Here is a 14,085-nt window from a genome sequence, read left to right as displayed (position 1 = left end):
ACTCCTCAGGTCCGCTCAGTGCGCAGATGCGGCTTAGTTGCGATCGTTCGACCGCGCATGCGGGTCTAGCATGATCCTCATGACGAGTTTTCGGATTCGCGAAGCCGCCGCGCTGCTGTCTGTGAGCGACGACACAGTGCGCCGCTGGATCGACGCAGGCCAGCTGCCCGCCGATACGGATGCGTCCGGACGCCTGGTTGTGCAAGGCACCGACCTGGCGGCATACCTCACCCGCACAGCGACCGTCCCCGGCGACGCGGGTGAGCACGCGTCCAGCGCCAGGAACCGTTTCGTCGGCGTCGTGACCGACATCGTCTCCGACACGGTGATGTCACAGGTCGAACTGCGCAGCGGACCACACCGGGTCGTATCGCTCATGTCGACCGAGGCCGTGCGCGATCTCGGGCTCGAGGTCGGCAGCCTCGCCACCGCGATCGTCAAGGCGACGAACGTCATCGTCGAGACCCCGCGCACCGAACGCGGCTGACCAGGGCAGCCGATTGATCAAGAGCGTGAAGACACTCCCCCGGATGCTGGCGACCGCACTCGCCGTCGTGAGCCTCGCGCTCACCGGCTGTGCAGCGTCGTCGGCCGGCCCGTCGGACGGTCCCGCCTCTACCTCGCAGAACCAGCCGCTGATCATCTTCGCCGCGGCATCCCTTCAAGGCGCCTTCGACGAACTCGCGGTCGCGTTCACCGCGGCGCATCCGGAGTATCCCGAGCCGACGATCCAGTACGACGGCTCGCAAGCACTGGCGACCCAGATCATCGACGGTGCCGATGTGGACGTGATCGCCTTCGCCAGCGAGGAGAGCCTGGTGCCGGTCACCGCGGCCGGTCGCGCCGACGCCGGGGAGATCTTCGCCAGCAACACCCTGCAGATCGCGGTCGCGCCGGGCAATCCGCACGGCATCGAGGATCTGGCCGATCTCGCCGATCCTGCGCTCAGCGTCGTCCTGTGTGCACCTGAAGTTCCCTGCGGGGCCGCGTCGGCGACCCTGCTGCGCAACGCCGGGGTCGAAGTGACGCCGGTCAGTGAGGAGACCAACGTCACCTCCGTCGTCACCCGGGTCGCGAGCGGTGAAGCGGATGCCGGGCTCGTCTACGCCACCGATGTGGCGGCGGCGAGCGGGGCACTCGAGGGCATCACCCCCGCCGGCGCCGCGGATGTCGCCAACCGCTATCCGCTCGCGATCGCCACGGACGCCCCGTCGCCGCAGGCTGCGCGCGAATTCGCAACCTTCGTGCTGTCCTCCGAGGGCAGGAAGATCCTCGCTGCATTCGGTTTCGGTGCGCCATGACGCTTCCTCGCCTGGTGTACGTTCCGGCGTTGGTGGCCATCGCGCTGCTCGTGCTGCCGATCGTCGGTCTCCTGTCGCGAGTGCGCTGGGAGCGGCTCGGGGAGGATCTCCTCTCCCCCGCGGCTCTGAAAGCACTCGGCCTGTCGCTGGGCACAGCGAGCGCTGCGACGATCGTGTGCCTGCTGATCGGGGCACCGCTGGCGCTGGTGATCGCCCGAGCATCGCGCAGGACGGCAGCAGTGCTGCGCACGCTCGTCCTGGTGCCGCTGGTCCTTCCTCCCATGGTCGGTGGCCTGGCGCTGCTGTCCCTGCTCGGGCGTAGCGGTCTGATCGGCAGGCCCCTCTTCGAGTCGACCGGCGTCAGCATCCCCTATACGACGGCCGCGGTCGTCATCGCTCAGTCCTTCGTCGCTCTGCCGTTCCTCGTGATCGCACTCGAGGGGGCGCTGCGCACCTCGGGCATCAGCCACGAGCAGGTCGCGGCCACACTGGGCGCAGGTCGATGGCGGGTCCTCACCCGGATCACCCTTCCGTTGGTTCTGCCTGGGCTCGTCGCGGGCACGGTGCTGTGTTTCGCACGGGCGCTGGGCGAGTTCGGTGCCACGGCCCTGTTCGCCGGCAACGCCGAGGGCACCACGCGCACCATGCCACTGGCGATCTACACCGCGTTCAACGGCGTGGGGGTCAGCCAGGACTCGGCCATCGCGCTTTCCCTGCTGCTGCTCGTCTGCGCGGCCGTGATCGTCAGTGCACTGCGGTCGTGGCGTGAGGATGCGGTGCGATGAGCGCTCCGACCGCCGTGGGCGCGCTGGACGCAGACGTCGTCGTGCAGCGCGAGGGGTTCCGAATGCAGGCGACGCTGGATGTCGCCGCCGGCGGGCGTCTGGCCGTTCTGGGCCCGAACGGATCCGGCAAATCGACGCTCATCGGTGCTCTGGCAGGCCTCCTACCGCTCACCGCCGGGAAGGTGTGCCTCGACGGGCGTGTGCTCGAGCGGGCCGGCGGCCCGCGCACACGCCCAGAACACCGCCGCATTGCTTTGCTGGATCAAAAGCCACGGCTATTCCCCCATTTGTCGGTAGCGCAGAACATCGCCTTCGCTCCGCGGGCCCGAGGCATGGCGCGCGCGGACGCACTGCGGGCGGCAGAGAGCTGGCTCGACAGGTTGGGTCTGTCCGGACGCGGCGGGGACCGGCCGCACCGGTTATCCGGGGGGCAGCAGCAGCGAGTCGCGATCGCGCGAGCGCTGGCGGCGGAGCCGGAGTTGGTACTGCTCGACGAGCCGTTCGCGGCGCTGGATGCTGAAAGCGCGCCACTGGTGCGCCGGATGCTGGCCGAAGAACTGACTGAGCGCGGTGTTTCCAGCATCCTGGTCACGCACGATCTGGCGGATGCCTGGCAGCTTGCGGACCACTGCATCGTGCTCGGTCACGGGCGCGTCCTCCAGCACGCGACTCCGGCGGAGCTGGTCTCGGCCCCCCGGCATCCGTTCACCGCGCGCCTCGCCGGCTATTCCGTGGTGCGGGGCGTCTGGACAGGCGCGGCCCTGGCCCTGGCGGACGGTCCGGATCTGCCGGCAGTCGCGGAGGGCGAGCTTGCTACGGGAGAGGCCGCTTTCGCGGTGCTCGCGCCTCGCTCGGTCGTCGTCGCAGCGGACGGCGCGCACGCGATGCGGGTGGATACGGTGACCGCGCATGCCGGGGCGATCGGCGTGGAGCACCGGTCGGGTCTCGCGGCAGAGGTGCCGCACGAGGGCATCCAGTCGCCGGCAGCACTGCCTCGGGTGGGCGATGTGGTGCGTGTGCAGGTGCCGCTGCTGTCGGTGAGGCGTTCTGTGGACGCCTCGGCATCGGACTGAGCAGACGCGGAACGGGCCGCCACTCACCCGAGGGTGTGGTGACGGCCCGTTCGTGTCAAGCGGTGCTTACGCGTTGCCGCCCGAGAGCTTCTCGCGCAGAGCGGCGAGAGCCTCGTCGTCGGCAAGGGTGCCGGCGCCGGTCGAGTCGCTCGAGAACGAGGGGGCACCGAAGTCGGCGCCGGCCTCTGCCTCGGCCTCGGCGGCCTTCGCCACCTGAGCCTTGTGGGCTTCCCAGCGAGCCTGAGCAGCGGCGTACTCCTGCTCCCAAGCCTCGCGCTGGGCGTCGAAGCCTTCCTTCCAAGCACCGGTCTCGGCGTCGAAGCCCTCCGGGTACTTGTACTCGCCGTTCTCGTCGTACTCGGCGAGCATGCCGTACAGGGCCGGGTCGAACTCGGTGCCGTTGGGGTCGACCGACTCGTTGGCCTGCTTGAGCGACAGCGAGATGCGGCGACGCTCGAGGTCGATGTCGATGACCTTGACGAAGACCTCTTCGCCGACCGACACGACCTGCTCAGCCAGCTCGACGTGCTTGCTGGAGAGCTCGGAGATGTGGACGAGGCCCTCGATGCCGTCTGCGACGCGAACGAACGCACCGAACGGAACGAGCTTGGTGACCTTACCCGGGGTGACCTGGCCGATGGCGTGGGTGCGGGCGAAGACCTGCCACGGGTCCTCCTGGGTCGCCTTCAGCGACAGCGAGACGCGCTCGCGGTCGAGGTCGACCTCAAGGATCTCGACGGTGACCTCCTGGCCAACCTCGACGACCTCAGAGGCGTGCTCGATGTGCTTCCAGGACAGCTCGGAGACGTGCACGAGGCCGTCCACGCCGCCCAGGTCGACGAACGCACCGAAGTTGACGATCGACGACACGACACCCTTGCGGACCTGACCCTTGTGCAGGTTGTTCAGGAACGTGGTGCGCGACTCCGACTGCGTCTGCTCGAGCAGCGCACGGCGGCTCAGCACGACGTTGTTGCGGTTCTTGTCGAGCTCGAGGATCTTGGCCTCGATCTCCTGACCGAGGTACGGGGTGAGGTCGCGGACACGGCGCAGCTCGATGAGCGACGCGGGCAGGAAGCCACGCAGGCCGATGTCGACGATGAGGCCACCCTTGACGACCTCGATGACGGTGCCGGTGACGACGCCGTCGTTCTCCTTGATCTTCTCGACGTCGCCCCAGGCGCGCTCGTACTGCGCACGCTTCTTGGAGAGGATCAGACGGCCTTCCTTGTCCTCCTTCTGGAGAACGAGAGCCTCGACCTCGTCGCCGACCTTGACGACCTCGTTCGGGTCGACGTCGTGCTTGATGGAGAGTTCGCGGGAGGGGATGACGCCCTCGGTCTTGTAGCCGACGTCGAGCAGAACCTCATCGCGGTCGATCTTGACGATCGTGCCCTCGATGATGTCGCCGTCGTTGAAGAACTTGAGGGTCTTCTCGACCGCGGCCAGGAAGTCCTCAGCAGAGCCGATGTCGTTGATCGCGACCTGCTTGGTGGCCGGGGCGGTCGTTGCGCTAGTCATGTAGTGGGTTGTCCTTGTTGATGGATAGTCGGGCCCTGCGGCCTGGCACGAGGCCAGAATGGTGCCGTAGGGCGAATTGGGTGTGGATTGCGATGTCACGCAGGCATGCGGATGCTAGCCACGAGTGACACTTCAGATTATCAGACACAACCGGTGGCGCGAACCCTCTATTCCCTTGTGGATAACTCCTGCGGGGTTCGACGGGGCCGGGTTACCGTGGCCGGGTGACTCACGCAGCTGCCTCCCCCCGCTTCGTCGGCGCGCTCTGCGCGCTCACCCTGTCGATCGGCGTGCTCGCCGCCTGCACACCCGCACCCGAACCGACCCCGACAGCGACCGCCCTCTTCGCCTCAGATGAGGAGGCCTTCGCCGCGGCCGAGGAGACGTATCGGGCGTACACAGAAGCCCTGAACGAAGTTGACACGTCGAAGCCACAGACATTTGAAGCGGTGTACAAGTACACGACCGGCGACTTTCAGAATCGCGATCGCAAGAACTTCAGCACCTTGCACGCTGAACGGTTCGCGATGACGGGCGACTCTCAACTGGTGCGCTTTGAAGGGCTGAAGTTTGACAACGAATCAACGATCACAGCTGAGATCTGCGTCGACGTCAGCAAGACCGATGTGATCAATCAGGATGGAGTCTCGATGGTTCCGGACGACCGTCCCGATGTTTCTGGCGCAATCGTCAAGTTCGAGCTTGATGACGACGAGGTTCGAATCGCTCGAGCTGACCGACTGGAGCCGGACACATGCGTAGCGGGCTAGTGGTTGCTGCGACAGCCGCTGCCATCGGCTTCGTGATCTTGGTATCTAGCCCGGTGAGCGCGGAAGAAGTTCCGGACAAGGGTGATGGTGTCGGCGGCACTGACTTCGTGACGTCGAACGACGGAAACGCTGTGACGACGTCCGCCACTCGCACATCAGGCGGGGGCCGGGGCGACAACTCCGGCGGCAACAGCAACGATGATTACGGCACCGGTGGATCGAACAACACCGAGTACATTCCGGTGTTCGAGGAACAGACCTTCATGGAGAAGGTCTGCCTGACCTGGACCAGCTACGAAGAGTGCTTGCGAGAGGTCTTCCCTGATGCGACGCCGGAAGAGATCGAGGAGTTCGAGGCGATCCCCGCCATCACCATCACCGATCTCGCCCGCTTCGCTCCCGCCGGCACTCCCCTGTCCGGCGAACCCGACAACCTCGGCGTCGCCGGACTCCCCACGAACTTCGTCGCCTCGGCATCCGTCCAGACCCAAAACGGCGACCTCTTCGGCTTCCCGATCCGGGTCCGATTCACCCCCGCCACATACTCCTTTCACTACGGCGACGGTGCCACCGACTCGGGCAGCGAGGGCGGCACATCTTGGGCATCGCTCGGCCAGGCCCAGTTCACTCCCACCGACACGTCTCACACCTATGCGGAGCGCGGCACCTACGATGCCCGCGTCGACGTCGCCTACACCGCCGAGATCGACCTCGGTGGTGGATGGTTCTCCATCCCTGGCCAGCTCAACACCACCGGGCCCGCGCAGGAGATCCGCATCTTCGAGGCACACACGGCGCTGGTCGCGAACACCTGCTCCGAACGCCCGTCGGCCCCGGGCTGCTGAACTCGACCCTTCGACAAGCTCAGGGACCCAGGGAGGGCCCTTCGACAAGCTCAAGGACCCGGGGAGGGCCCTTCGACAAGCTCAGGGACCCAAGGGGGGCAAGCTCAGGGCCCTTCGACAAGCTCAGGGACCGAGGGCGACAAGCTGAGGGACCCGCACCGTAGGCTGTGACCGTGACCGATCGCCTCATGCTTCTCGACACCGCGTCCCTGTACTTCCGCGCGTTCTATGGGGTGCCGGACAAGGTCAAGGCACCGGACGGCATGTCGGTCAACGCCGTACGCGGACTGCTCGACATCGTCGCCAAGCTCGTCAGCACCTACAAGCCCACGCATGTGGTCGCCTGCTGGGACGACGACTGGCGCCCGCAGTGGCGGGTCGACCTCATCCCCAGCTACAAGGCGCACCGGGTAGTCGAGGTCATCGCCGCAGGTCCCGACGTCGAAGAGGTGCCCGACCCGCTCGAGCAGCAGATCCCCCTCATTCGTGAGACGCTCACGGCCCTCGGCATCCCGATCATCGGCGCGGCAGAGCACGAGGCCGACGACGTCATCGGCACTCTTGCGACCCGCTCAGCACTTCCCGTCGACATCGTGACCGGCGACCGCGACCTCTTCCAGCTCATCGACGACGCCCGCGACGTGCGCGTCGTCTACACCGCACGCGGCATGAGCAACCTCGACGTCCTCACCGACGCATCGGTCGTCGCCAAGTACGGCATCCTCCCGTCGCAGTACGCCGACTTCGCCACCATGCGCGGCGACGCCTCAGACGGGCTCCCCGGCGTGAAGGGCATCGGCGAGAAGACCGCCGCCACCCTGCTGCAGACCCACGGCGACCTCGACGCCATCCGCGCGGCCGCCGCCGCGGGCGATGGCATGAGCGCCTCGGCATCCGCACGCTTTGCCGATGCGGCCGCCTACCTCGACGTCGCTCCGACTGTCGTGCGCGTCGCGACCGACCTCGACATCGACGTCCCGTCCGCCCCGCTTCTGCCGCTGGAGCCGGCACAGGCGGACGCCGCACGTGCACTCGCCGAAGCATGGAACCTCGGCACGTCGATGGACCGCGCCATCAGCGCGATCGACGGACGCTGAACGGGTCTACCCGCGCGCCCAGGAGCGCAGGCGCTCCAGACCCCACGTGGTGACGATCCGCTCCGCCGGAACCCCGGCCTTCTCCGCACGCTCCGCCCCGTAGTCGAGCAGCGAGAGCTGTCCCGGGGCATGGGCATCGGAGTCGATCGAGAAGAGACATCCCTCATCCAGCGCGATCGCGATGAGGTCGTCCGGCGGATCCTGCCGCTCGGGCCGGGAGTTGATCTCGACAGCAACCCCGTTCTCGGCGCAGGCGGCGAACACCGCTCGTGCGTCGAACTGCGACGGCGGCCTCGTACCCCGCTCCCCCTGCACCAGGCGCCCGGTGCAGTGCCCGAGCACGTCGACGCGAGGGTCGGAGACCGCGGCGATCATCCGCGCGGTCATCGGTCCGGCATCCATCCGCAAGAGGGAATGCACCGAGGCGACGACGATGTCGAGTTCGTCGAGCAGCTCGTCCGCCTGGTCGAGCGCGCCGCGCTCAAGAATGTCGACCTCGATGCCGGCGAGCACGGTCAAACCGTCACCCGAAAGCGCCCGCACGAGCGGGATCTGTTCGCGCAACCGCTCGGCCGACAGTCCACGTGCCACACGCAGGCGAGGCGAATGGTCGGTGATGGCCAGGTATTCGTGACCAAGCGCACGCGCGGCGTCCGCCATCGACTCCAGCGACGTCGTCCCGTCTGACCAATCGCTGTGCGCATGCAGATCGCCGCGCAGTCTGGCGCGCAGTGCCGACACGCGCTGGGGCTCCACCGCGCCGCGCAGCTCTCTCAAGTACGCGGGTGTCTCCCCCGCCTGCGCCTGCCGGATCACCTCGAACGTTGACGCACCGATCCCCTTCGCCGCCCGCAGCCGCGTCGGATCCGACCGCACGTCCTCGGGCAGCGCCGCGAACGCTGCTGCCGCCTGCCGGAACGCTCGCGCCCGATACCGGGATGCCCGCTCGCGTTCGAGCAGCTCGGCGATCTCGATCAGGGCAGCGACAGGATCCATCGACGCTCAGTCCGTCAGCGGTTCCCTGGTCGCCTGCACCCAGGCATCCAGCTTCGCCGTCGCCCTCCCGTCATCGACTGCTCGCTCAGCGACCGCGTACGCGGTGCGCAGGCGCTGGACGATCGGCACCTGCGTGAGCGAGGCGTCGTGCGACAGCTCGTAGGCGACGATGCCGGCGGCGGCGTTCAGCAGCACGATGTCGCGCACCGGCCCCTGCTCTCCCGCGAGCGTGCGGCGCAAGACGTTGGCGTTGTGCTCCGGCGAGCCGCCGATGAGGTCAGAGAGATCTGCGAGCGGGATGCCGAGATCGCGAGGGTCGAGGTCATGCTCGTGGATGTCACCGCGCGCGACCTCCCAGATGCGGCTGTGCCCGGTGGTCGTCAGTTCATCCAGTCCGTCATCACCGCGGAACACCAGCGCCGTGGCGCCGCGCGTGCGGAAGACGCCGGTGATCAGCGGCACACGATCGAGCTGCGCCACGCCGACGGCGTTCGCTTCAGCTCGGGCTGGGTTGCACAGCGGACCGAGCATGTTGAACACCGTGGGCACTCCGAGTTCGGAGCGCACGATGCCGGCGTGCTTGAAGCCGGGGTGGAACGCTGCCGCCCACGCGAAGGTGATGCCCGTCGCGTCGAGCACCTTCGACACGCGCTCAGGGTCGAGGGAGATGTCGAGCCCGAGGGCGGAGAGCACATCCGACGACCCCGACGAGGAACTCGCTGCTCTGTTGCCGTGCTTGACCACGGGGATGCCACTCGCGCCGATGATGATCGCCGCGGTCGTCGACACGTTGACTGTGCCGACCCGATCGCCGCCCGTGCCGACGATGTCGAGCACGTCGCTCGAGACGGGAAGAGGCACGGCCGCCTCGAGGATCGCATCGCGGAAGCCGACGATCTCATCGATCGTCTCGCCCTTCGCCCGCAGCGCAACGAGGAAACCCGCCAGCTGCGCTTCGGACACCTTGCCCTGCATCACCTGACGCATCGCCCAGGTCGACTCCCAGACGCTGAGATCACGCCGCTGAAGCAGAGTGGTCAGGACATCGGGCCAGGTCAGGGTGTCAGCCATGCCCCGATCCTATCCGCGCCGATTTCGATGCGGATTCGAGATGACGGGCTCGAAAATCGGATGCAGAACACGGAGGATGCCTCTGACCCGCGATTCTGTGCGGAAGCACCGGACATTCGCAGGCATTTCTTAGGTTGGCCTAAGTGCTGAACCAGGGAATCAGGGTGAGCTGATGCAAGAATCGCCTCCCGTATCGGCCATAATGGAGGGGTGACGACCTCAGCGACGTATGCCCCGGCAGCCCGAACGATCAAGCGGCCCAATCCGGTAGCTGTCGGCACCATCGTGTGGCTCGGCAGTGAGGTGATGTTCTTCGCGGGACTGTTCGCGATCTACTTCACCCTCCGCAGCACCTCCCCCGAGTTGTGGGCCTCGCGTACCGACATGCTCAACGTGACCTTCGCGGCCGTGAACACCGCGATCCTGGTCGCGTCATCGTTCACCTGCCAGATGGGCGTGTTCGCGGCCGAAGACCTGCAGCCCTACCGCATCGGTCGCGGTCAGGTGAACGCAGCCGGCCGTCGTCGCCTGTTCGGCTGGGGCATGGTCGAGTGGTTCTGGGTCACGTTCGCGCTCGGGGCGATCTTCGTCTCCGGCCAGGTCTGGGAGTACGCCACCCTCGTCGCCGAGGGCATGCCCATCCAGGCCGACAGCTACGCATCCGCCTTCTACCTGACGACCGGCTTCCACGCCCTGCACGTCACCGGCGGCCTCATCGCCTTCCTGCTCGTCATCGGACGCGCATACGCCGTGAAGAACTTCGGGCACAAGGAAGCCACGTCCTCGATCGTCGTGTCCTACTACTGGCACTTCGTCGACGTGGTCTGGATCGTGCTGTTCTTCGTCATCTACTTCCTGAAATAAGAGCGGAGCGATTTTCCGAAATGGCACGAGAGAAGAAGCGCCGCTCGCGCGGCCGTCGCAGCCCCCTTGCCGCCGCAGCCCTCATCGGTGCTGGCCTGCTGCTCACCGGCGGCGCCTACGCCGGGGCGTCTGCCGCCATGGCCTCCACCGACACGCCGTCGGCCGCGGCCACGCAGCTGACCGTCGATGATGGCGAGAAGCTGTTCGCCGCGAACTGCGCCACCTGCCACGGTCTCGACCTGCAGGGCACCGACAACGGCCCGAGCCTGATCGGTGTCGGCGAGCTCGCCACCGAGTTCCAGCTGTCGACTGGTCGTATGCCGCTGCAGATGCAGGGACCGCAGGCTCCGCAGAAGCCCGTGCAGTTCACCGAAGACCAGATCAAGGCCATGGCCGCCTATGTGCAGTCCGTCGCGCCGGGCCCGACGTACCCCGAAGAGTGGGTGCTCTCCGGTGAAGACGCCGACATCGCGCACGGCGCAGAGCTGTTCCGCGTCAACTGCGCGATGTGCCACAACGTCGCCGCCGCCGGTGGAGCGCTCACCGAGGGCAAGTACGCCCCCGCCCTGACGTCGACCAGCGCGCTGCACATCTACGCAGCCATGGTTACCGGCCCGCAGAACATGCCCGTCTTCGGTGACATGAACCTCAGCGCCGAGGACAAGCGCGACATCATCGCGGCACTGGTCTACCAGCAGGATGCCGTGCAGGTCGGCGGGTTCACGCTGGGTTCGCTGGGCCCCGTCTCTGAGGGTCTGTTCATCTGGATCTTCGGTATCGGCGCACTGGTCGCCCTCACCGTGTGGATCACGGCGAAGTCCAACTGACGCATATTCATCGAAGAGGAACGTACGAGGAGCACCATGGCACACGACGACGACACGCAGGCTCTCGACAGGGCCTACCAGCCCTCGCCGGGGCTGGGCGTCGCAGTCAGCGATCCCGTGCAGAACCCGGGACTGCCGCCGCACCGTGAGCGGATGACTGACAAGGACCCGAAGGCCGAGAAGGCCGCGGTCCGCACCGTCTACACGCTGTTCTACCTCTCGCTTGCGGGCAGCATCTGGGCGGTCGCCGCCTACATGCTCTTCCCGATCGAGAGCGGCGCACTCATCGACGTGCGCTACAACAACCTCTTCATCGGACTGGGCATCGGTCTCGCGCTGCTGTCGCTGGGCCTCGGAGCGATCCACTGGTCGAAGGCCCTGATGTCCGACAAGGAGTTCGTCGAGGAGCGCCACCCCACCCGTGGACGCGACTCGGTGCGTGAGGCCTCCATCCAGGCTTTCGCCGACGCGAACGAAGAGTCGGGCTTCGGCCGCCGCACCATGATCCGCAACTCGCTGATCGCCGCCGTCGTCGCCTCGGTTGTTCCCGGCATCACGCTCTTCCGTGGCCTGGCACCGTTCAACTCCCCCGAGCATCCGGAGGCCGGCGAGCCGGTCTACCTGCTCGAGCACACCATGTGGGACACCGGTACGCGTCTGGTGCGCGACCCCGACGGCACCCCGATCCGCGCCGCGGACGTGACGCTCGGCTCGGCCGTGCACGTCATCCCCGACGGCCTGAAGGAACTCGGTCATGAGGGCGGCTATCTCGAAGAGAAGGCCAAGGCCATCGTGCTTCTGATGCGTCTGCGCCCCGAGCAGCTCATCGAGGCCGAGGACCGCAAGGACTGGTCGTACGACGGCATCGTCGCGTACTCCAAGGTCTGCACCCACGTCGGATGCCCCGTGGCCCTGTACGAGCAGCAGACGCATCACCTGCTCTGCCCCTGCCACCAGTCGCAGTTCGACGTGACCGACCACGCGAAGGTCATCTTCGGCCCGGCCGCGCGTCCGCTGCCCCAGCTGCCCATCGCCGTCGACGATGAGGGCTACCTCATCGCGCAGAGCGACTTCAAGGAACCCGTCGGCCCGAGCTTCTGGGAGCGCCATTGAGCACCGCAACCGTTAACGACGACACCAAGCAGAAGCCTCTGGGCGGACGCTTCATCGGCGCCACGGCGAACTACCTCGACGAGCGCACGAGTCTCTCCGGCTTCGTCAAGGAGCTCGGCCGCAAGATCTTCCCCGACCACTGGTCGTTCATGCTCGGCGAGATCGCTCTGTGGAGCTTCGTCGTGGTGTTCCTCTCCGGAACCTTCCTGACGTTCTTCTTCCAGGCGTCGATGGTCCCCACGCACTACAACGGAGCCTATGCGCCGATGGTGGGCATCGAGATGTCGGCGGCCCTCGAGTCGACTCTGCACATCTCGTTCGACCTGCGTGGTGGCCTGCTGGTCCGCCAGATCCACCACTGGGCCGCTCTGGTCTTCGTGGCCGGTATCGGTATCCACATGCTCCGTGTGTTCTTCACGGGAGCATTCCGCAAGCCCCGCGAGCTGAACTGGGTGATCGGTTTCATCCTCTTCATCCTCGCGATGGCAGAGGGCTTCACCGGCTACTCGCTTCCCGACGACCTGCTCTCGGGCAACGGTCTTCGGATCATTGACGGCATGATCAAGGGTCTGCCGCTGATCGGCACCTGGACCTCGTTCCTGCTCTTCGGTGGCGAGTTCCCGGGCACCGACATCGTCGGCCGCCTGTACGTGCTGCACATCCTGCTGCTTCCGCTCATCCTGATCGCACTGCTTGTGCTGCACCTCATGCTGATGGTGATCAACAAGCACACCCAGTTCGCAGGCCCCGGTCGATCCAACGGCAACGTCGTCGGTTACCCGATGATGCCGGTGTACATGTCGAAGATGGGCGGCTTCCTGTTCATCACCTTCGGCACGATCGTGCTCATCGCGTCGTTCTTCCAGATCAACCCGATCTGGAACTACGGCCCGTACGATCCCTCCCCCGTGTCCGCGGGTACCCAGCCCGACTGGTACATCGGCTTCGCCGACGGTGCCCTGCGTCTGGCCCCGTCGAACTGGGATGTCGTGTGGCTGAACCACACCTGGTCGTTCGGCATCCTCGTGCCGGTCGCTGTGCTGGGCCTGTTCATCGTGTTGGTCGCGATCTACCCCTTCATCGAGGCGTGGGTCACGGGCGACAAGCGCGAGCACCACATCGCGCAGCGTCCTCGCAACGCGGCAACGCGCACCGCGATCGGTGTCGCCGGCGTCATCTTCTACGCTGTCCTGTGGGCTGCGGCATCCTCCGACCTCATCGCCACGCACTTCATGCTGACGATGGAAGGCGTGATCCACACCCTCCAGGCCCTGCTGTTCCTCGGCCCGATCCTCGGATACTTCATCACCAAGCGCATCTGCATCGCGCTGCAGAAGAAGGACCGCGAGATCGTTCTGCACGGTTACGAGTCCGGTCGCATCGTGCGTCTGCCCGGCGGCGAGTTCATCGAGGTACACCAGCCCGTCGACGTGTACGACCGCTGGAAGCTCGTCGACTACGAGACCTATGAGCCTCTCGTGGTCCGTCCGAACGCGAAGGGTCGCATCCCGTGGACGCAGAACCTGCGTTCCGCGATCTCCCGCTGGTTCTTCGAGGACCGTCTGCAGCCGCTCACCCAGGCCGAGCTCGATGCGGCCGACGCGCACCAGCACCACACGCTGACGCACGATGACGAGGTCGTCGCGGGTGAGATCGCCGGAGCGCACGAGCGGGCGGGGGTCCGTGAGGACCAGATCGCAGCTCACGAGGTGCACGTCACGGAGACGGGGAACACCCCGAGCTCGGTGATCGCCACGGAGCCGGTCAAGAAGCCGCGCAAGAAGAAGTCGGAGGACGGCGAGTAACTCGCCCCTCCCCCGGC

At 66.7% G+C, this 14,085-nt stretch carries 14 protein-coding genes; 11 read left to right on the top strand and 3 right to left on the bottom strand.

Annotated features, from left to right (window positions below; all coding sequences use genetic code 11):
- The first annotated feature begins 79 nt into the window (after positions 1 to 79).
- Genes WDU93_RS07890 through WDU93_RS07875 form a run of 4 tightly spaced genes read left to right on the top strand, consistent with a single transcriptional unit; the run spans position 80 to position 3,159 of the window.
- Positions 80 to 487, top strand: coding sequence for a TOBE domain-containing protein (locus tag WDU93_RS07890; protein ID WP_337319306.1), 408 nt, complete (start codon positions 80 to 82; stop codon positions 485 to 487).
- A gap of 25 nt (positions 488 to 512) precedes the next feature.
- Positions 513 to 1,301: a molybdate ABC transporter substrate-binding protein gene (gene modA, locus WDU93_RS07885; RefSeq protein ID WP_337319304.1), complete on the top strand. Its 789-nt coding sequence runs from the start codon at positions 513 to 515 to the stop codon at positions 1,299 to 1,301.
- A complete protein-coding gene (locus tag WDU93_RS07880) occupies positions 1,298 to 2,086 on the top strand; it encodes an ABC transporter permease (RefSeq protein ID WP_337319303.1) in 789 nt (262 codons plus the stop codon). Before modA ends, WDU93_RS07880 begins: the two co-directional genes overlap by 4 nt.
- Entirely contained in the window at positions 2,083 to 3,159 is a 1,077-nt protein-coding gene (locus tag WDU93_RS07875; RefSeq protein WP_337319301.1) for an ABC transporter ATP-binding protein, read from the top strand. The genes WDU93_RS07880 and WDU93_RS07875 overlap by 4 nt, the downstream gene beginning before the upstream one ends.
- Positions 3,160 to 3,225: 66 nt before the next feature.
- On the opposite strand, the gene rpsA is transcribed toward WDU93_RS07875, so the two are convergent.
- Positions 3,226 to 4,680: a 30S ribosomal protein S1 gene (gene rpsA / locus WDU93_RS07870; RefSeq protein ID WP_337319299.1), complete on the bottom strand. Its 1,455-nt coding sequence runs from the start codon at positions 4,678 to 4,680 to the stop codon at positions 3,226 to 3,228.
- 224 nt (positions 4,681 to 4,904) lie between these two features.
- Here rpsA and WDU93_RS07865 point away from each other — a divergent pair, with 224 nt between their 5' ends.
- From WDU93_RS07865 to WDU93_RS07855, 3 genes are all read left to right on the top strand, one after another.
- Positions 4,905 to 5,450 (top strand): hypothetical protein, encoded by a 546-nt coding sequence (locus tag WDU93_RS07865; RefSeq protein WP_337319297.1) that lies wholly within the window; start codon positions 4,905 to 4,907, stop codon positions 5,448 to 5,450.
- Positions 5,451 to 5,503: 53 nt separating this feature from the next.
- Entirely contained in the window at positions 5,504 to 6,295 is a 792-nt protein-coding gene (locus WDU93_RS07860; protein ID WP_337319295.1) for a hypothetical protein, read from the top strand.
- A 173-nt stretch (positions 6,296 to 6,468) separates the two neighbouring features.
- Entirely contained in the window at positions 6,469 to 7,392 is a 924-nt protein-coding gene (locus tag WDU93_RS07855) for a 5'-3' exonuclease (RefSeq protein WP_337319293.1), read from the top strand.
- Between the two features lie 6 nt (positions 7,393 to 7,398).
- On the opposite strand, the gene WDU93_RS07850 is transcribed toward WDU93_RS07855, so the two are convergent.
- Both WDU93_RS07850 and trpD read right to left on the bottom strand, forming a co-directional pair.
- Entirely contained in the window at positions 7,399 to 8,388 is a 990-nt protein-coding gene (locus WDU93_RS07850; RefSeq protein ID WP_337319291.1) for a PHP domain-containing protein, read from the bottom strand.
- Between the two features lie 6 nt (positions 8,389 to 8,394).
- Complete coding sequence (gene trpD / locus WDU93_RS07845; RefSeq protein ID WP_337319289.1) at positions 8,395 to 9,459, bottom strand: anthranilate phosphoribosyltransferase; 1,065 nt, start codon at positions 9,457 to 9,459, stop codon at positions 8,395 to 8,397.
- A 210-nt stretch (positions 9,460 to 9,669) separates the two neighbouring features.
- Between trpD and ctaE the strand changes: the two genes are divergently transcribed.
- From ctaE to qcrB, 4 genes are read left to right on the top strand one after another with little or no spacing between them, the layout of a single operon-like run.
- Entirely contained in the window at positions 9,670 to 10,323 is a 654-nt protein-coding gene (ctaE, locus tag WDU93_RS07840) for an aa3-type cytochrome oxidase subunit III (RefSeq protein ID WP_474199793.1), read from the top strand.
- 20 nt (positions 10,324 to 10,343) lie between these two features.
- The gene (qcrC, locus tag WDU93_RS07835) at positions 10,344 to 11,150 is read left to right on the top strand and encodes a cytochrome bc1 complex diheme cytochrome c subunit (protein WP_337319287.1); all 807 of its coding nucleotides are present in this window, start codon (positions 10,344 to 10,346) and stop codon (positions 11,148 to 11,150) included.
- A gap of 36 nt (positions 11,151 to 11,186) precedes the next feature.
- Positions 11,187 to 12,263, top strand: coding sequence for a cytochrome bc1 complex Rieske iron-sulfur subunit (gene qcrA, locus WDU93_RS07830; RefSeq protein WP_337319285.1), 1,077 nt, complete (start codon positions 11,187 to 11,189; stop codon positions 12,261 to 12,263).
- The gene (gene qcrB / locus WDU93_RS07825; RefSeq protein ID WP_337319283.1) at positions 12,260 to 14,068 is read left to right on the top strand and encodes a cytochrome bc1 complex cytochrome b subunit; all 1,809 of its coding nucleotides are present in this window, start codon (positions 12,260 to 12,262) and stop codon (positions 14,066 to 14,068) included. Before qcrA ends, qcrB begins: the two co-directional genes overlap by 4 nt.
- Positions 14,069 to 14,085: the final 17 nt, after the last annotated feature.

The organism is Microbacterium istanbulense (assembly GCF_037204145.1).
Classification (GTDB): Bacteria; Actinomycetota; Actinomycetes; order Actinomycetales; family Microbacteriaceae; genus Microbacterium; species Microbacterium istanbulense.
The sequence above is the reverse complement of the archived record's forward strand: the minus strand, read 5'-3'. Positions and strand labels throughout refer to the sequence as shown.